This is a genomic window from Flavobacterium glycines, from assembly GCF_900100165.1.
GTDB classification, from domain to species: Bacteria; Bacteroidota; Bacteroidia; order Flavobacteriales; family Flavobacteriaceae; genus Flavobacterium; species Flavobacterium glycines.
In genome coordinates this window covers 1,394,144-1,413,479 of sequence record NZ_FNEO01000001.1, presented here as the reverse complement: position 1 = coordinate 1,413,479, position 19,336 = coordinate 1,394,144, and the positions used below count along the sequence as shown (strand labels likewise).

Below are 19,336 nucleotides of genomic sequence, written 5' to 3'. Positions count from 1 at the left end.
TACAAAATAGCCAACACATGGATAATAAATACCTTTGAATAAAAAACAAGAATCATGTCAAATTCACTTCTTCACATACTAAACAACGATTGTCCTCATTGTCATCAGGGAAAAGTTTTTAATGAAAAATCTATCTTTTTTAAATTCAGTTTTCCTAAAATGAACGAATATTGTCCGCATTGTCATTATAAATTCAAGAAAGAACCGGGTTATTTTTTTGGTGCTATGTATGTGAATTACGGGCTGACAGTTGCGCAGGGACTTATAACTTATCTTATAGCTCATTTTTTCTTTGAAGAAACCTTCGACCTGAGAATCATTCCTATTATTATGACTGTGATTATCGTTCTGGCTACTTTTAATATCCGATTGTCCCGATTATTGTGGATTTATATGTTTAAGAATTATTCAAACTAAACAATTCAACAGTCTAATTCTTAAGCCAAAAAAAACCGCTTAAATGTCTTTTTGACAAATAAGCGGTCAAACAACTAACCACCAAATAAACTTTAATTCTTATTTATAAGCTTCATTTTGAGTAATCACATCCGGATTTTGGTTAATTACTAAAAACGGAATTGGTAATAATAAACCTTTCTCAGTAATCGTGATATTTTTGCTACTGTTTTTAATCACCTGAATGGCTCTTCCGGTTCTGATTAAATCAAACCAACGGTGGAATTCGCAGGCAAATTCTACCTGACTTTCATGCTCCAGAGCAAGCGCTACCGTATTGTACTGAGTTGGGTAACCTACCGCTTGATAAGCAGGTAAGCCAACACGGGCACGAACTTCGTTCAGGTATTTTGGATCTGAAGTTGCTTCTGTCAACATCAAAAGAACATCTGCATAACGAAGAACAATAAAGTTATTATCTGAAGCTTCTCTTAAACCAGCAACCGGAGCAGTTGCATCTTTCCATTTAATTGGGAATTTCACATTTACAAATGAGCCGCTTGGAGTTTGATAACCATTTTGAATGGAAATATCTCGTCTTGGATCCCCTGTTTCATAGGCATTCCATAAATCATTAGTAACCTGATTGAATCCTCCTCCCCAGGCTGTAACCACTCTGTTGTCAACCGGTGAAAACATAGCCCAATACAAACTGTATGGATTAGACACGCCTCCTTTGTATTGAATTTCAAAAATTGACGAAGCGCCGTTCTTCTTTGTTTTATTCCATAAATCAGCATAAGGAACTAAACTAAATTTACCATACACTTTCAACAAAGTTTCAGCAGCTTTTGTTTTATCACCAATAGTTAGATACACTTTACCCAATAAAGTATTAGCAGCCTCCTGACTGGCGGCACCTACAAAACGCTGACTTGTTTTTACCGGTAATTTAGCTGCAGCAAAATCAAGATCGGCAACAATTTGTGCATAAACCTGATCTTTTGGCGTACGTCCTTGCGCATAAGCTTCAGCTATACTGATTGGCTTAACAACTAATGGCACATCACCCCAGGCACGAACCATATCAAAATAATATAAAGCACGTAAAAACTTAGCTTCCCCTATTAAGGCATCTCTTTCCGCAAAATCCAATTTTTCAGCACTAACAATAATATTATTTACAATATAAATTGCTTTATAATAATTATTCCAAAAATTAAGAACTAACTCATTATCAATAGTCATTGTATGCAATTCAAAACCTTCATAATCCTGAATCCTTCCGGCGGCATTATCGCTATAGGCATTATCAGACATTAATTCGCCATAAAACGAAGGTAAACTCTCAGGACCATACAAGGTATAAAGCGAATTGTAAGCAGACCACATCGCTGTTTCGATATCCTTTTTGGATTTATAAAATTCTACTTCATTAGCATTTGAAATAGGAGCCTTATCCAAAAAATCTTCACTACATCCTATTAGGAATAAGTTGCAAAAAATTATGATATATATTACTTTTTTCATTTTCTTACATTTTAAATGATTGGTCTAGATTTAAAAACTAACATTGATTCCGGCAGTAGCCGTAAAAGGATTTGGATAAGCACCATAATCAAAGCCTACTAACACTCCCGACTGATAAGTACTACCTTCCGGATCGTAACCTAAATAATCAGAGAACACATGTACATTTTCCATATTTAGATACAACTTGATGTTACTTAGCTTCATTTTATCAACTAATTTTTTTGGCAAATTATACCCCAGACGAATATTTTGGATACGAACAAATGATCCGTCTTCAACCCAGTAACTGGATCCAAAATCACGAACAGTAGTAGGCAACATACGAGGTTTAGGAATCATTCCGTTACCTGGATCAGCATCCGATTTCCAGTAATTGTTTACAACCGAATACATATTACGGTTCCCTCCACCTACACCTGATTTTAAATATCGGGCATTATGATTCAAAATTTCACCACCTTGCGACCCGCGCAACATAACTGAAAGTTCAATACCTGCGAAAGAAAAATTATTGGTCATCCCCCATTGGAAATTAGGCTGATAGTTACCTAAATAAGTACGGTCATTAGAATCAATTTTACCATCTTTATTAACATCTCTTACTCTTGGATCACCCGCTTCACTGCCCGGCCATACCGGATAAGTATGACTATTCAACTCTGCTTGTGACATAATCACACCATCAATAACGTAACCATAATACATCCCGATTGGTTTTCCTACGGCTGTACGTGATGTCATACTACTAACATTAATATCTATCGGAGCATCGTTTACCCCTAGTTTTAACACTTTGTTACGGTTGGCAAAAATATTAAAGTCAGTACTCCACTTGAATTTACTATCAATATTCTGTGTACTAAGATTTATTTCAAATCCTCTATTTTCAAGCTCTCCAATATTTGTTAAAGTAGAAGAGAAACCGGAAAGAATTGGAATAGGTACATTCAACAACAAATCTTTGGTTTTTGAATAATAAATATCACCTGTAAACTTAACACGTCCATTAAATACGCTGAAATCCACTCCAAAGTTAGTCTGACCTGTTTTTTCCCATTTCAAATTTTTATCAGCAAAATTTGATGTATAAATACCCTGATTTACGGTATTTGAACTTACATACGGACTGTAACCTAACACCCCAATAGCTCCGTAATTTGGAATCTGATTATTACCTGTTGCACCATAACTCAATCTTACTTTCAGATTGCTTATCCAGGCAACATCTTTTAGGAAATCTTCCTCCGAAATACGCCATGCAAGCGAACCTGACGGGAAATATCCCCATCTGTTATTAGCACCAAAACGGGAAGAACCGTCAGCTCTAATTGCTGCTGATGCCAAATATTTACCTTTATAAGAATAATTAGCACGTGCCAAATACGAAATCAACGACCACTCCTCTGAAAAAGTATTTCCGGCATTCACCACACCTGCATTTAAGGTATGAACCAAATCATTCGGAAAACTACCAGCTGTCATACTGCTATTATCCGTACGTTGTTCCTGAGCAGAATACCCCGCCAATAAATTCAAATTATGTTTTTCATTAAATGTCTTATTGTAAGTCAGAGTAGTTTCTGAAATCCAGTTATTAGACTGTAATGTTTTAAAATCAGCCTGCGCCGGCACCCATCCTGAGTATCCCCAGTTTTGACCTGCATTCCAATAAAAATTATGAACAGTATTCTCAATATTAGAACTCGCAGAAGTTTTAAGCGTTAAATCTTTAATAACATCCCACTCCAGGAAAGAAGTTACAGTAGACACATTTGTTACTTTTTTAGTAGTTGCTTCTCTGGTTAATGAATAAGGATGCCAAAGTTGGAAACCATATTTAGAAAAGGTGTTCCAAATTGAAGCAGGATCTTTAAAACCAAGACTTCCTGTTTCAACATAAAGAGGGAAAAATGGATCACTTTGCAAAGCCAAACTTACCACATCACTTTTTCCACCTGTACCATAAGGAGCTTCATTCGCACGACTAAGACCGATGTTCATTCCCATACGAACTTTATCATTAAACTTATGCTTAATGTTTGATCTTAAATTAATTCGTTCGTAAGTATTTCTGTCAACAACACCTTCTGAATTCAAATAACCTAAAGACACCATGAATTGTGTTTTCTCATTACCTCCGGAAGCTGACAATTGAATATTACTGTTGTGTGCTGTTCTAAATGTAACATCCTGCCAGTCCGTTCCATTACCAATACGGGCAAGCCATGCAGGATCAGAGAATTCTACCGGAACAGTTACATTAATTCCTCTTGTAGCCGATGGATTTGCAGCCACAATTGTCGCCCATGAATTATTTCGGGCAGCAGTATTAAAGGCAATAAACTCTGAAGCATTCATCATATCAGTCTTACGATTTACATGTGAAAAACCAGATTCAAAAGTCGCGTCAATTTTAGTTTTACCGGCTTTACCTTGTTTCGTTGTAATAATAACAACCCCATTTGCTCCTCTGGAACCATAAATAGCTGCCGAAGATGCATCTTTCAATATATCAATCGACTCAATATCATTTGGATTCAGAAAATTCAATGGATTTCGGTTAAAACTTAAATTACTCCCTGTACTAATTCCGGTATCGGTCGAATTAGTTGTATTATCTTCCAATGGAATACCATCTATTACATAAAGTGGTGTAGTACCTGCATTTATAGAAGAAGCACCACGCACTTTTATAGTAGGAGCAAGTCCGGGAGCACCTTGAGACTGTGTAATTTGAACCCCTGTTGCCTGTCCTGCTAGCGACTGAAGTACATTGCTGTTAGATCTTCCTTCTAATTTTTCTGCACCAACAGAAACTATGGCTCCGGTCAAATCTTTTTTCTTCACAGAACCGTAACCTACAACAACCACTTCCTCTAACTTAGCCGAATCCTCTTCTAATTTAATCGTAAGATTAGTTTGTCCGCTTACTGAAATTTCTTTTGTTTTAAATCCCATGTAAGAAAGCACCAGTATTGCTTTTTCGCTTTTTAGCTTTAATGAAAATTTACCATCAAAGTCACTCTGAACTCCGTTTGTGGTTCCTTTTTCAATAATATTTACTCCCGGTATAGGTTGGCCGGATGCATCAGTAATTTTACCGGTTATAGTTTTCTGCTGCACTTCTTTATACACAACCACCGCCTTTTCTTTAATTAAAATGGTATTATCTTCAGTTACCTCAAAATCGAGATTATTAGCTGAAAGGCATTGTCCTAATAATTTAGATACTGTAATTGTACCTTTTTTTAATTCAACATCAGGAATGTCTTTAAAAACTTTTCTGGGATAAATAAAATTTAAATCAGTTTGTTGTTTGATGATTTTAAACACCTGAAAAATGGTTACTGTTTGATTCTTTTCAATAATTACATTCACTTGTGCGAATGTGCTGTTTGTACTGATACAAAAAACATTTGTACACCATAAAAAGATAAATGCTCTCATAACAGTTTTAATTAGCCCTTCTTTAAAGAAGACAAAAACATTAGGTACTTTAATTTTCATAATTTTTTGGGTTGGTTGGTTATACAATTGGTTAATAGATTAAATAGTTGGAATGAAGTAAGCCTCACAGTCTAGTGCTATACTTCTTTGTGGTTTTTATTCCAGAATTACTTCTTTATTTTTTATTTCATAGTTCTTTATAATTTTAAAATTTTTAATACTTCTCAAAATCTCATCCAGGCTTTGGTTTTTTCTTAACACTCCATCAAAAATTTCATTTTCAATTGCTTTATTTTTGAATGTAACATTAAAATCATACCAACGGGACAGCACTTTCATCATATCCCTAAGCGTTATATTTTCGAAACTAAAAACACCTTCTTTCCACGATATTTCATTATAAACATCTACATTTTTCACAAACGAACTGCTTGTTTTGATGTTTAGATTTAATTGCTGATTTGGAACTAATCGTTGTTTTCTGTTTTCAATATTCACATCGACTTTGCCCTCAACTAAGGTGGTGTAACTATTTTCTTCGTCTTTATAAGCTTTAATATTAAATTCAGTACCAATAACATCTACTTGCTGTTTATTACTCAACACTTTAAAATGGGCCCCTTTATGTTTTGTACTGGGCGATACATCAAAATAGGCTTCTCCATAAACTAATTCTACCTGTCGGGTTTGCCCTTCGATAAAAGCGACCGGAAATTTTAATTTAGTTTCTGAATTTAACCACACCTGGGTACCATCAGATAGTTTAATAGAAAACTTACCTCCTCTTGGGATAGTCAAATAATTATAAGCCAGTCCTGCGGCATTGCCGTCTTTGGATTCATAAATAATTTCCTCACCATTACTTTTGGCATTTTGTGTTTTCACCGAAGCCCCATTTGCTAAAACAACCTGCGACCCGTTTGCCAGCGTAAGAACCGCTTTATCAGTACCCGGCTCCGGAACATTTACATTTTGCTGAACCAGTACTGGTGTCACCTGAACCGAATCTTTGAAAATAACATCTTTAAAGAAATAAGCTGTAGTTAAAACCCCAATGAAAACAGCCGCCGCCGCAAACCTGATAAAATGGAATTTGCTTTTTAATGGTTTATTTTGTTCCTGTTGTGAAGTCGTTAGTATTTTGTTGCGAATGCGAATAGCACTAAGTTCATTCAATATTGGTTTTTCTTCCAAAATTTCCAATACCTCCTCTACAGTTGGCAGCTCTGTTGCTTCAGTTAATCCCTGAATATACTCCAGCACTTCATCGACCTCCTGTTTGGAACATTGATTCAGAATGAACTTTTTTAATAAATTTTGAATATGACTATTGTGTTCCATAATATACGTTCTTATATATAATACAGATGAAAAAAAGAAAAGTACTATTGAGTGTTATTATTTTTTTGAAAAAATAAAAAAATAATAACTAAAAAGAAATAAATAGAAAGTAATAGAAAATATAAAAGAAAGAAAAGATAATATTTAACTAATCATTATTCCAACCAACGGGATGAAATAAGACTAATAAGGAGTGCAACATCTCCATGTGTTTCCAAAAAATCTCTGATATCAGCTAAGGCTTTGCTCATTTGACCTTTTACGGTACTTACAGAAATATTCAATTCCTTACTTATTTCCTCGTAACTCATTTCTCTGTTACGGGACATTTCAAAAATAATTCTGCGCTTAGGAGGCAGTTGTTCAATAGCCTTATTCTTTATAGCATCATAATCAGCTTCTGCAATGATATCCTCAATTGGACTGTATGACTTTTGACTTGTATAAAACACTTCTTCTTTAAGCTTATGGCTGTTCGCCACTTTACTAATCAGATTAAATGTTAAGTTACGTGTAATGGTGAACACATAGGACTTGAATGATAAATCAGGATTGAGTCTGTCTCTGTGCAACCAGATATTTAAAAATACATCCTGCACTATTTCTTCTGCAAAAACTTCATTTTTAAGCATACTTAAACTATAAGCATACACATCATTACAATAAATAGTAAAAAGCGCACTGAAGGCTTTTTCATTACCTACCATAAGTTCAGTAACCAATAGTTTATTATTTATTGCTTTTGTTTCAGTCATTTTGCAAAACTTCTACTTTATCAAATTATTGATTTATTACAAATCCTTTTATTTTGTATTAGAATTCTCATTTAGAACTCCACTCAATGCTAATATAACAATTTATATTACAATGCTGTAAATAAACGTATAAAAAACACACATACTACATTAGAACTAAAATAACTATATTGCAAGATAAACCTTCAAAAAAGCATTATGCCTTTAATTATAGAAAATATAGAAAAACACGTCACTCTTAGCCCCGAAGAAAAAGAATTGTTTTTAAGCAAAACGGAAATTAAACATTACAAGGCCAAAAGTATTTTATTAAACTCGGGAGAAATTTGCAAACAGTCTTATTTTGTAAACTCCGGTGTATTAAGAAGTTTTAATATTAACGACAATATTGTGGAACAGGTCCTCAACTTTGCCAGTGAAGGTTGGTGGATAGCCGATATGTACAGCCTGATATCCAAAAAACCGGGCAATCTTTTTATAGAAGTTATAGAAGATGCGGAACTTGTTTTGCTTTCCAAAGAAAATCAGGAACAACTCTACAGCGAAATACCAAAACTGGAACGCTTTTTTAGAATCCTCACCGAAAATTCTCTGGTAGCGCATCAGGAACGATTAATGGATAATTTGAGTTTATCAGCCGAAGAACGTTTTGAAAAATTCTGCAAAAGATACCCTAATTTAATTCAAAGAATCCCTCAAAAACAAATAGCTTCTTATATAGGTGTAACTCCTGAGTTTTTTAGTAAAATGAAAGCGAAGTTACTCAGGAAGTAGTTAGCAGTACCAAAATGAATAAAAAGTTGCAGTTTGCAAATACTGACCACTGACGACTGCAAACCGAACACTTCTTAATCTAGGTTAAGTGCAAAACGCTAACAACGGATGTACATTTGTAATGTAATAATCAATAAACAAAAATATCATGGCAACTACAGTTTTTCATAAAGCAGATACAAGAGGACACGCAAATCACGGATGGTTAAACGCTTACCACAGCTTTAGTTTTGCAAGCTGGTACAATCCGGATAGAGTAAATTTTGGAGCATTAAGAGTATTGAATGATGATACTATTGCAGCCGGAATGGGTTTTGGAACACATCCTCACGACAATATGGAAATCATTACCATTCCACTGGAAGGCGATTTAGCTCACAAAGACAGCATGGGAAATGAATCTACAATAAAAAATGGCGATGTTCAGGTAATGAGTGCCGGAACAGGAATCAGACATAGCGAATTTAACCCAAATGCAGATCAAAGAACCAAACTTTTCCAAATATGGTTATTTCCTAAAAAACGCGATGTAGCGCCTCGTTACCAACAAATTACTTTGGACAAATCATTAGAAAAAAATGATTTTGCACAAATATTATCTCCAAATCCTGACGATGCCGGAGTTTGGATTCATCAGGATGCCTGGTTTTATTTAAGCGATTTCGACAAAGATTTCTCTAAAAAACTGGCTCTAAAAAAAGAAGGAAATGGCTTTTATATCTTCAATATCGAAGGAGAAATTGAAGTAAATGGGCAAAAATTAGAAACCAGAGACGGATTAGGAATTTCAAATAGTGCTGAAATTGAAGTAAAAGCAACTTCAGCCGCTAAATTTCTAATTATGGAAGTTCCAATGAATTACTAAGCAAAGAGACAATGGAAGAAACTATAGGTTTAGAATACAATGAAAAAAAAGGTTATTTTTATGTGAAAGTAAATGATAAAACGGAAGCTAAAATGACCTTTGTTTTCGCCGGACCACAAAAAATAATCATAGATCACACCGAAGTAAATCCGGGTAACAACGGCAAAAACTTTGGAAAAAAAATGGTAGAAAAAGCGGTTGAATTTGCCAGAGAAATGAACTTAAAAATTCTTCCTCTTTGCCCTTTTGCCAAAAAAGTTTTTGACAAAACTCCTGAATATGGAGATGTTTTGTAATCAACCTTAAAAGATTTAGAAAGAACTATGGGAAATTTAATCGAAAAAGACATTGTTGGACATATTGGTACCCAAAAATATTTATGCACGATCAACTGGAGAAACGGCCAGTTGATTATGGATGAACCCCTGAGCAATGGAGGAAAAGATTTAGGACCTGATCCTTTTTCAACCCTTTTAGCTTCATTAGCTGCTTGTACATTGGCAACTTTGAGAATGTACATCGACCGAAAAGGATGGGATATTCCTGAAATTACAATCTCTCTAAATGCAACACAAGAATCAGAGGGCGAATTGGAAACCATTTTTTCAAGACAAATTTCATTTTCAACAGCAATTTCTCAGGAACAAAAAGAACGTTTATTGCTAATTGCAGATAAATGTCCTGTTTCTAAAATACTAAAAGGAAAAGTAACTATTAACACAATACTGTAATTATGAATCCAAAAGACATTACAAAAGAGTATACTAATGGCGAAGTGACTATAGTATGGCAATCGGCTAAATGCATTCATTCAGCTAATTGTGTCCGAAATAATCCTGATGTTTTCCGTCCAAAAGAAAAGCCCTGGATTCATCCGAAAGCTTCGACAACTGAAAAAATTATAGAAACCGTAAACAAATGCCCTTCCGGAGCTTTAACTTACTATTTAAATAAACAAAATGACTAAAAAAATTATCGCTTTTGGTGCCTCATCAAGCAAAAATTCCATCAATAAACAATTAGCTACTTATGCTGCATCACAATTTGAAAACACTGATGTAGAAGTACTGGACTTAAACGATTACGAAATGCCTATTTTTTCTTTGGACAAAGAATCCGAAAATGGCATTCCTGAACTGGCTCAAGATTTTTACAATAAACTGGGCAGTGCTGATTTAATTATCATCTCCTTTGCCGAGCACAATGGCGCTTATGCAACATCCTTTAAAAACATTTTTGACTGGACTTCCAGAATCAATTCTAAAACCTTTCAGCAAAAACAAACCCTTATAATGGCTACGTCTCCAGGACCGAGAGGAGGAGCTTCTGTTTTAGAAATTGCCAAAAACCGTTTCCCGTTTCAGGGTGCTGATGTAAAAGGAAGCTTTTCATTACCAAGTTTTGGAGAAAATTTCGACAAAGAAAAAGGGATTACCAATGAAAAATTAAAAAATGAATTGTTTGAAATCATCAACTCAATCGAACTTTAAAATAAATAAAATAGACTTCAAAGCGTTGCATCGGGCAGCGCTTTTTTTATTTTTACCCGGCAGAGAAATATTAAATCCTGATTTTGTCTGTTTTTAAGAAGACAATATTTATTTTTGAAAAGAAAAAAATCATTTATGAAATTACTCATTGTTGAAGACGAACCCAATCTCTTATCCATTTTACGAAAAGGACTTTCGGAAAAAAACAATGAAGTGAGCGTTGCTCTTGACGGAACAACTGCTCTGGAAATGATTATGAATCATAATTTTGATGTCGTTATTCTGGACATTATGCTTCCGGACATTAACGGAATCGAAATTTGCAGGAGATTAAGAGCTGCCAAAAACTTTGTTCCAATACTGCTCTTAACCGCTTTAGGAACTACCGAAAATATTGTTACCGGACTCAATTCCGGTGCCGACGATTATCTTGTAAAACCTTTTAAATTTTCTGAATTAGAAGCAAGAATAGCTGCTTTAGCCAGAAGATCAACTCAGGAACACCGTCCTAACAGTTTGATTCAAATTGAGGATTTAGAAATTGACAACCGAGCCAAATCAGTAAAAAGAAACGGAGAACTTATTCAACTTACTGCAAAAGAATTTAAATTATTATGTTATTTAGCCAGCAATTCTGGCACTATTTTATCCCGAGAAGACATATTAGAAAATGTTTGGGACATAAATTTCGACATGAATACCAATGTGGTTGATGTCTACATCAATTATTTAAGAAACAAAATCGACAAACCTTATCCTAACAAATTAATACAGACTATCAAAGGTTTAGGCTACCTTATAAAATCATAATTCATGCAGATTAGAAAAAAAATAACCATTACTTACATTGCGCTTTCGGGTTTTAGCACTTTGCTTTTATGCATTGTTATTTTTTCTCTTTTCAAACAAAACAACCAATATTATTTTATCAAAAGACTTCAGGACAGAGCCAAAATTGCTTCATCTGCCTATTATCAAAAAAACCACGAATACAAAGATTACTTCAAAGATTTTAGAAAAAAAGGACTGGAAGAACTGGTTGAGGAAAAAGATTTTATTTTAAGAGTAAACAGCAAAAACACTTTTGAATACAATACTGATTTACATCTTCCGTCTGAATTTTATAATACCATAATGAAAAAAGGTTCCAGCTGGATTGAAGAGAACCATCGTTATTATTATGGGCAAATTTTTAATGAAGGAAATCAAAAACACATTGTAATTGTTACGGCAATAGACCGCAGAGGAAACACCAGTACCATTTACATTTTACAGATTTTAATTATTGGAGGAATTGGTTTTATTGTATTAGCGTATTTTTTTGGAAAATTCTTAGCCCGGAGGATTATTGACCCCATTGCCAGAATTACTAATGAAGTACATCGCATTAGTGCCTCTAATCTTCACAACCGATTAGCCGATACTGATGGCAAAGATGAAATTTCCGATTTGACCAAAACCTTCAACGATATGTTGGACAGACTGGAAACATCTTTCGAAATTCAGGCTAATTTTATCAACAATGCTTCGCATGAACTTAAAACCCCAATAACCACCATTATTGCCGAAACAGAAATCATGCTCTTAAAAGAAAGAGAAACGGAAGAATACATTAATTCCCTGGAAAACATTAACAGACAGGCTTCTAAACTGGGAAATCTTACCGAAAGTCTTTTAAAACTAACCCAAACAGGTTATGACGGCACCAAACAGGTTTTGGATGTAGCCAGAATTGACGAAATTCTACTAGAGGTGAAAGCTTTTATTGACACCCTGTTCCCGGACAACAGAGTAAATATTAAATTAAATACGATTCCCGAAGACGAATCCCTCTTAACCATTCCATGCAACATACCTCTGTTAGAATTAGCTTTGAATAATATTATTTCTAATGCCGTAAAATATTCAGATAACAATGAAGTTTTTGTAAATCTTTCGGTTGACAATTCTATAATCAAAATTGCCATTACCGATATTGGAATTGGAATTCCTCCTGAGGATATTCCTTACCTATACGAACCTTTCTTTAGGGGTAAAATCGCTTCCAAATACAATGGTTACGGACTTGGATTACCATTAGCAATGAAAATTATCCGAATGCACAATGGAGAACTTCAAATTCAATCCGAAACCGGAAAGGGAACAGTAGTAAACATTACTTTCAAAAAAAACAGCATTAAAAATACTACTGTTAAATCTTAGGAAACCCGAGTTTAACAAAATCTGCTTTATTACACAAACGATAAAACCACCTATTTAAACATTTAGGTGGTTTTTTATTTCTTAATCTAGGTTAAGTAAGCCATCCCTGGAGTCGATGTAAATTTGCTATATCAAAATAAAATAACAATTAAAAAAATAAAATTATGGCAACTACAAATTGGACAATCGACCCAACTCACTCAGAAATCGGTTTTAAAGTAAAACACATGATGTTTACAAATGTTTCAGGAAAATTTAATGAATACGAGGCCAGCATTGCTACAGAAGACGATAACTTCGAAAATGCCAATATCGAATTCTCAGCTAACATCGATTCTATCAGCACTAACAATACCGACAGAGACAACCATTTAAAAAGTGGTGATTTCTTTGATGCTGAAAACTTTCCTAAATTAACTTTCAAAGCGACCTCTTTGACTAAAAAAGGAGAAGATTATGAAATTGCTGGCGATTTAAGTTTAAGAGGTGTAACAAAATCGGTTACACTTCCTGCCGAATTTAGTGGATTAATGAAAGATCCTTGGGGAAACACGAAAGCCGGATTAAATATTTCAGGTAAAATCAATCGTAAAGACTGGGGACTAAATTGGAACTCTGCCTTAGAAACAGGAGGCGTTTTAGTGGGCGAAGATGTAAAATTAAATATTGAATTACAATTGGTTAAACTATAAATTAAATTTCAAACCCTATTATTTACTAGAAAACCACTTAACTTTTTATTAGGTTAAGTGGTTTTCTTTTTGCTCGAAAAACAACTTTGGATATAAATTCTAAAAAAGTAGTACTTTTGCATCCCGATTGACTAATTTTCAATCTTTAAATAATGTCACCCTGAGCAAAGTCGAGGGGCAAATCTTTAAATTAAAAACATGAAAGCATATGTATTTCCAGGACAGGGAGCTCAATTTACAGGAATGGGTAAAGACTTATATGAGAACTCACCACTAGCAAAAGAATTGTTTGAAAAAGCTAACGAAATATTGGGTTTCCGCATTACAGACATCATGTTTGAAGGAACTGCAGAAGAATTAAAAGAAACTAAAGTAACGCAACCGGCTGTATTTTTACACTCAGTAATCTTAGCAAAAACTTTAGAAGATTTCAAACCTGAAATGGTAGCAGGGCATTCTTTAGGCGAATTTTCAGCTTTGGTAGCTAATGGTGCTTTGTCTTTTGAAGACGGATTAAAATTAGTTTCCCAAAGAGCTTTGGCAATGCAAAAAGCCTGCGAAATAACACCTTCAACAATGGCTGCTGTTTTAGGATTAGCTGACAATGTAGTAGAAGAAGTTTGTGCTGCTATCGACGGAGTTGTAGTCGCAGCTAACTATAACTGCCCTGGACAATTAGTAATTTCAGGAGAATTCAAAGCAGTAGAATTAGCTTGCGAAAAAATGAAAGAAGCTGGTGCTAAACGTGCTTTATTATTACCTGTTGGTGGTGCTTTCCATTCACCAATGATGGAGCCGGCAAGAGAAGAATTAGCAGCTGCTATCGAAGCAACTACTTTCTCTACTCCTATCTGCCCTGTTTATCAAAATGTAACTGCAAATGCCGTTTCGGATGCAGCAGAAATCAAGAAAAACTTAATCATCCAATTGACTGCTCCTGTAAAATGGACACAATCAGTACAACAAATGATTGCTGACGGAGCTACATTGTTTACAGAAGTTGGTCCTGGAAAAGTATTAACAGGATTAATTGGAAAAATCAATAAAGAAGCGGCTACGGCAAATGCTTAAATAGTACACAGTCATCAGCCCCGATAGTTATCGGGATTAGATTTCAGTAATATATAAAGAATCCTCATGAACTTATGTTTGTGGGGATTTTTTATTTCAACACAATTGTCCTATCAAAATTAACTTTTGGAATTTTAGCTATCTTTGTTTTTAAGATTTTCTTTTTATGATTTCAAATTTACGAACTGTAAACGTTATCCGTTACATCACACCACTTCGGGAAGGGGGCTCCTTACCTGCTCTGGCAGAAGCAGATGACGATTTTAAATATGTATTAAAATTCAGAGGTGCTGGTCACGGTGTAAAAGCTTTAATTGCTGAATTCTTAGGTGGTCAAATCGCTAAATTCCTTGGGCTTCCGGTTCCTGAATTAGTTTTTGCTGAATTGGATGAAGCTTTTGGAAGAACAGAAGCTGATGAAGAAATTCAGGATTTATTGAAATTCAGTCAGGGATTAAATTTAGGATTGCATTATTTATCAGGAGCAATTACCTATGATGCAGCTGCCAATGATTGTGAGGCATTATTAGCATCAAAAATTGTTTGGCTAGATGCTTTTATTACCAATGTTGACCGAACTTTTAAAAACACTAATCTCTTAATTTGGAAAAAAGAACTTTGGTTAATTGATCATGGCGCTTCTTTTTATTTCCATCATTCGTGGACTAATTGGGAGAAAACAGCTGTAACTCCGTTTGCTTTAATTAAAGACCATGTTCTATTACCAAAGGCTTCAAGACTGGATGAAGCACATCAGGAATTTACCGCTGTCTTAAACGACACTTTTCTCAAGGAAATTGTAAATCAAATTCCGGAAGACTGGTTACAATGGGATGATCAAACGATAACAGCCGAAGAAATCAAATCCGTTTATTTTCGATTTTTAAGCATGCGTTTAAAAAACGCCGAAATATTTCTAAAACAAGCTCAAGATGCACGAAAAACACTTATATGATTATGCGGTCATTCGTGTGGTACCCAAAGTAGAACGCGAAGAATTTATCAATGTAGGATTAATGCTGTATTGCAAGCGTCAAAAATATTTACGTATTCAGTATCGAATTCCTGCAGCTAAAATCAGTGCTTTTTGCAAAGAATTTGATTTGGACCAACTCAAAATCAATTTGGATTCGTTTGTAGCCATTTGCGAAGGCAAAAAAGAAGCAGGTCCCATTGCTCAATTTGAAAAAGACGAACGATTCAGATGGCTCACTGCGATTAAAAGTTCGAGTATTCAAACCTCAAGACCTCATTCGGGATTTAGCAGCAATTTAGACCAGACTTTCGAAAAACTATATTCTGAATTAGTTTTGTGAGAAGAATTGTTTTTATAAATACATCCTCGTGAACAAAAGTTTACGGGGATTTTTTTTATATTTGAAAAACAACGTTTTAAATACAAATCTCAAATATCCTACAAATGAAAAAAACAATTTTAGCAGCAGCTTGTATGCTGATTGCAATGGCTTCCTGCCAGGACAAGACAAAAGACAAAATTGAAGATGCTAAAGAGGCTGTTGGAGCTGAAGTAGAACAAAAAATAGATACTGTGAGCAAAAAAGTGGATACCGCCATTGATTCAACTCAATCAAAAACAGCTAAAATACTTGAAAAAGGAGCAGAAAAAATGGATAAAGCTGCAGAGCAATTAAAAGAAGCTTCTAAAAAGTAATCCAACAAAAAATCCCAAACTATCAATTTTGACAATTTGGGATTTTTACATTTCTAGTTTTTCTTATTGAGGCAATTTAAAAGCCTGTCTCGCTATCAACAACCACTTATTTTTTTGCTTTTGCCAAACTAATACGTTACCAATTTTAATATCTTTTTCAACACCGCTGTCTTTAGTATGTGCTGCCAGATTATGTCTTACAATGGCAACGTCTCCGGTAATTTGAATACTTTGATTTTGAAATTCTATCGTTACAAAATCAGACTCTCCGTTAAGTAATTTTTCGATGAAAACTTTTTGATCCTGAAGTACACCACTGGAATGTCCGTAACTTAAATCTGCCGAAGTCAAAGCTTTCAAATTGCTTTCTGTTGGATCAATTAATGCTTTTCGGAAAGCTTCAACACTTTTGGCAACCACTGTTTCTTCTTTAGAAATTGGTTTTGTTTGCGCCCAATTTGAAAATGAAATCAAAACCAACGCAAAAACTAACAAGGATTTTTTCATACTTATTGATTTAAAAATTCTAAAACAGAATCAGTAATAAATTTTATTTGCTCATCGTCTAATTCGGTGTGCATTGGCAACGAAATCACTTCCTGAACCAATTGATTCGTTACCGGAAAATCTTCTTCTTTGTAACGAGCATCAACATAAGCTTTTTGCGAATGCAACGGAATTGGGTAATAAATAGCACAAGGAATTCCCTTGTCTAACAAATGTTGCATCAATCCGTTTCTGTCCGCACCAATAATTCGTAATGTATACTGATGAAAAACATGGTTATTTTCATTTGCATCAAATGAAGGCGTTATAATATTAGCGTGAGCTGATAAAGCAGCATTGTATTTAGCAGCTGCCGCACGACGAGCAGTATTATACTCATTCAACAAAGGCAATTTGGCATTCAAAACAGCCGCCTGAATACTGTCTAAACGCGAATTCACTCCTACTACATCATGATGGTAACGCTCGTACATTCCGTGATTTACAATTCCGCGAATAATGTGTGCCAAAGCATCATCATTGGTAAAAATCGCACCTCCATCACCATAACATCCTAGATTTTTTGAAGGAAAAAATGAAGTTGCCCCTACATGACCAATCGTTCCTACCTTAGTTTTTGCACCTGAAGCCGAAACAAAATCAGCTCCGATAGCTTGCGCATTATCTTCAATAACATACAGATTATGTTCGTTTGCCAAAGCCATAATTTCGTCCATATTAGCCGCACGACCAAACAAATGTACCGGAACAATCGCCTTAGTTTTTGGAGTAATAGCCGCTTTGATTCTCCCTAATGAAATATTCATATTGTCTAAATCAACATCGACTAATACCGGAGTCAATTGCAACAAAGCAATCACCTCAACAGTTGCCGCAAAAGTAAAATCGGCTGTGATTACCTCATCACCCGGCTGCAAACCTAATCCCATCATCGCAATTTGCAAAGCATCGGTTCCGTTTGCACAAGGAATTACGTGTTTTACACCCAAATAAGATTCCAAAGCTTTTTGGAATTGATGTACCTGAGGCCCATTGATATAAGTATTGGTATCCAAAACTTCCTGAATAGAAGTATTTACTGTAGTAGCAATTTTATCATATTGACTCTTTAAGTCAACCATTTGAATTTTCTTCATTTCAACTTTATTAATAGTTAGAAAGCTGTTGTTTTTACACTTCTTAAGCAACAACAAAACTTTCATAAAACGGAAACAAAAATAGGTATTATTGACTTCAAACCAATGATTTTAAACTAAAGAAAATGTATTTTAGCGCCAAAAATTATCCAAATGCTTTTTCTGTACAATATCATCATAACATTAGCCAATTTTTTATTGAAAATTATCGCATTGTTCAACCCAAAAATGAAGCTTTTTGTTGCCGGAAGAAAAACAGTTTTTGATACGCTTTCGCAAAAAATAAAAGCTTCCGACAAAACCATTTGGTTTCATGCAGCCTCACTTGGCGAATACGAACAGGGACTTCCTGTAATAGAAAAAATAAAGGAAAAATTCCCTTCGCATAAAATTGTACTGACATTTTTCTCTCCTTCCGGCTATGAAGTTCGTAAAAATAATACGGTTGCAGATGCCACAGTATATCTACCTATGGACACCAAAAGAAATGCTCAGAAATTTCTAAAACTCGTTCATCCCGAAATGGCATTTTTTATCAAATATGAATACTGGCCTAACTATTTAAATGAACTAAAAAAAGAAAACACACCAACTTATCTGATTTCGGGCATTTTCAGAGAGAATCAGATGTTTTTTAAATGGTATGGCCAATTTTACAGAAACGCGCTGAACTCTTTTAGTTATTTCTTTGTGCAAAACGAAGCCTCAAAAAAACTATTAGCACAATTAGGAAAAACGAATGTTGTTGTTTCCGGAGACACACGCTTTGACCGGGTTGCCACAATTTTAGAAAAAGACAATACTTTGGATTTTATTTCCGAATTCAAAAACGACACATTAACTATCGTTATTGGAAGTTCCTGGCCAAAAGACGAAAATTTATTAGTTGATTATATCAATTCAACTACTCAAAATGTAAAATTCATCATTGCACCTCACAACATAAAAACGGAACAAATACAACAATTAAAAAACAGCATCACCAAGAAGACTGTTTTATTCTCTGAAAAAGAAGGTGAAAATTTAGCCGATTTTGATGTTTTTATCATTAACACCATAGGTATCCTAACCAAAATATACAGCTATGCCGACATTGCTTATGTGGGCGGCGGATTTGGAAATCCTGGGGTTCACAACATTTTAGAACCCGCCACTTTTGGTGTTCCAATAGTTATTGGACCCAATTTTTCTCATTTTGCCGAAGCCATTGATTTAGTTCATCTGGAAGGTTGCACAAGTATTTCAAATGAAGAAGAATTAAACGCCATATTTAAAACCTTAATTTCAGACAAAAACACTCGTACGAAAAAAGGTATAATTTGTAAAAACTTTGTAAATAAAAACAAAGGAGCTACAGAACAAATTTTAAACAAAATAACAACTAAAAAAACCAACAACTGATCCAAAAAACACTGAGTCAATATGCTGAATTTACTTTTTCACATCAAAAAACAA

21 protein-coding genes are annotated in these 19,336 nt (G+C 34.6%); 15 read left to right on the top strand and 6 right to left on the bottom strand.

Going from position 1 to position 19,336, the window contains the following annotated elements; translation table 11 throughout:
- The first annotated feature begins 54 nt into the window (after positions 1-54).
- Positions 55-417, top strand: a complete 363-nt coding sequence (locus tag BLR17_RS05715; RefSeq protein WP_066326850.1) for a DUF983 domain-containing protein — start codon at positions 55-57, stop codon at positions 415-417.
- Positions 418-516: 99 nt separating this feature from the next.
- On the opposite strand, the gene BLR17_RS05710 is transcribed toward BLR17_RS05715, so the two are convergent.
- The 4 genes from BLR17_RS05710 to BLR17_RS05695 all read right to left on the bottom strand — a co-directional run bounded on the left by BLR17_RS05710 (position 517) and on the right by BLR17_RS05695 (position 7,439).
- Complete coding sequence (locus tag BLR17_RS05710; RefSeq protein ID WP_066326852.1) at positions 517-1,926, bottom strand: RagB/SusD family nutrient uptake outer membrane protein; 1,410 nt, start codon at positions 1,924-1,926, stop codon at positions 517-519.
- Positions 1,927-1,956: 30 nt separating this feature from the next.
- Positions 1,957-5,436 (bottom strand): SusC/RagA family TonB-linked outer membrane protein, encoded by a 3,480-nt coding sequence (locus BLR17_RS05705; RefSeq protein ID WP_066326853.1) that lies wholly within the window; start codon positions 5,434-5,436, stop codon positions 1,957-1,959.
- Positions 5,437-5,532: 96 nt separating this feature from the next.
- Positions 5,533-6,717 (bottom strand): FecR family protein, encoded by a 1,185-nt coding sequence (locus BLR17_RS05700; RefSeq protein ID WP_066326854.1) that lies wholly within the window; start codon positions 6,715-6,717, stop codon positions 5,533-5,535.
- 155 nt (positions 6,718-6,872) lie between these two features.
- A complete protein-coding gene (locus BLR17_RS05695) occupies positions 6,873-7,439 on the bottom strand; it encodes an RNA polymerase sigma-70 factor (RefSeq protein WP_245683116.1) in 567 nt (188 codons plus the stop codon).
- Positions 7,440-7,670: 231 nt separating this feature from the next.
- Between BLR17_RS05695 and BLR17_RS05690 the strand changes: the two genes are divergently transcribed.
- From BLR17_RS05690 to BLR17_RS05630, 13 genes are all read left to right on the top strand, one after another.
- Positions 7,671-8,246: a Crp/Fnr family transcriptional regulator gene (locus BLR17_RS05690; protein ID WP_066326857.1), complete on the top strand. Its 576-nt coding sequence runs from the start codon at positions 7,671-7,673 to the stop codon at positions 8,244-8,246.
- A 148-nt stretch (positions 8,247-8,394) separates the two neighbouring features.
- Positions 8,395-9,111 carry a pirin family protein gene (locus BLR17_RS05685; protein ID WP_066326858.1) on the top strand — a complete coding sequence of 239 codons (717 nt, stop codon included), beginning with the start codon at positions 8,395-8,397 and terminating at the stop codon, positions 9,109-9,111.
- A gap of 11 nt (positions 9,112-9,122) precedes the next feature.
- Complete coding sequence (locus BLR17_RS05680) at positions 9,123-9,407, top strand: GNAT family N-acetyltransferase (RefSeq protein ID WP_066326859.1); 285 nt, start codon at positions 9,123-9,125, stop codon at positions 9,405-9,407.
- Between the two features lie 27 nt (positions 9,408-9,434).
- Positions 9,435-9,842 (top strand): OsmC family protein, encoded by a 408-nt coding sequence (locus BLR17_RS05675; RefSeq protein WP_066326860.1) that lies wholly within the window; start codon positions 9,435-9,437, stop codon positions 9,840-9,842.
- 2 nt (positions 9,843-9,844) lie between these two features.
- Complete coding sequence (locus BLR17_RS05670) at positions 9,845-10,078, top strand: (4Fe-4S)-binding protein (RefSeq protein WP_066326861.1); 234 nt, start codon at positions 9,845-9,847, stop codon at positions 10,076-10,078.
- Entirely contained in the window at positions 10,071-10,601 is a 531-nt protein-coding gene (locus BLR17_RS05665; protein WP_066326862.1) for an NADPH-dependent FMN reductase, read from the top strand. Before BLR17_RS05670 ends, BLR17_RS05665 begins: the two co-directional genes overlap by 8 nt.
- 135 nt (positions 10,602-10,736) lie before the next feature.
- Complete coding sequence (locus tag BLR17_RS05660; RefSeq protein WP_066326863.1) at positions 10,737-11,411, top strand: response regulator transcription factor; 675 nt, start codon at positions 10,737-10,739, stop codon at positions 11,409-11,411.
- Between the two features lie 3 nt (positions 11,412-11,414).
- The gene (locus BLR17_RS05655) at positions 11,415-12,803 is read left to right on the top strand and encodes a HAMP domain-containing sensor histidine kinase (protein WP_066326864.1); all 1,389 of its coding nucleotides are present in this window, start codon (positions 11,415-11,417) and stop codon (positions 12,801-12,803) included.
- A gap of 164 nt (positions 12,804-12,967) precedes the next feature.
- Positions 12,968-13,495: a YceI family protein gene (locus tag BLR17_RS05650; protein ID WP_066326866.1), complete on the top strand. Its 528-nt coding sequence runs from the start codon at positions 12,968-12,970 to the stop codon at positions 13,493-13,495.
- A 198-nt stretch (positions 13,496-13,693) separates the two neighbouring features.
- On the top strand, positions 13,694-14,566 hold the full coding sequence (fabD, locus tag BLR17_RS05645) for an ACP S-malonyltransferase (protein WP_066326867.1): 873 nt from the start codon (positions 13,694-13,696) through the stop codon (positions 14,564-14,566).
- A gap of 166 nt (positions 14,567-14,732) precedes the next feature.
- Complete coding sequence (locus BLR17_RS05640) at positions 14,733-15,521, top strand: HipA family kinase (protein WP_066326868.1); 789 nt, start codon at positions 14,733-14,735, stop codon at positions 15,519-15,521.
- Entirely contained in the window at positions 15,499-15,882 is a 384-nt protein-coding gene (locus BLR17_RS05635) for a DUF3037 domain-containing protein (RefSeq protein ID WP_066326869.1), read from the top strand. Before BLR17_RS05640 ends, BLR17_RS05635 begins: the two co-directional genes overlap by 23 nt.
- 104 nt (positions 15,883-15,986) lie before the next feature.
- Entirely contained in the window at positions 15,987-16,238 is a 252-nt protein-coding gene (locus BLR17_RS05630) for a hypothetical protein (RefSeq protein ID WP_066326870.1), read from the top strand.
- A gap of 63 nt (positions 16,239-16,301) precedes the next feature.
- Here the strand turns inward: BLR17_RS05630 and BLR17_RS05625 are convergent, their stop codons facing one another.
- Positions 16,302-16,745 carry a nuclear transport factor 2 family protein gene (locus BLR17_RS05625; RefSeq protein ID WP_066326872.1) on the bottom strand — a complete coding sequence of 148 codons (444 nt, stop codon included), beginning with the start codon at positions 16,743-16,745 and terminating at the stop codon, positions 16,302-16,304.
- A gap of 2 nt (positions 16,746-16,747) precedes the next feature.
- The gene (locus tag BLR17_RS05620) at positions 16,748-17,881 is read right to left on the bottom strand and encodes a DegT/DnrJ/EryC1/StrS family aminotransferase (protein WP_066327538.1); all 1,134 of its coding nucleotides are present in this window, start codon (positions 17,879-17,881) and stop codon (positions 16,748-16,750) included.
- Between the two features lie 153 nt (positions 17,882-18,034).
- On the opposite strand from BLR17_RS05620, the gene BLR17_RS05615 reads away from it, so the two are divergent.
- Entirely contained in the window at positions 18,035-19,282 is a 1,248-nt protein-coding gene (locus tag BLR17_RS05615; RefSeq protein ID WP_066326874.1) for a 3-deoxy-D-manno-octulosonic acid transferase, read from the top strand.
- The last annotated feature ends 54 nt before the right edge of the window (positions 19,283-19,336 follow it).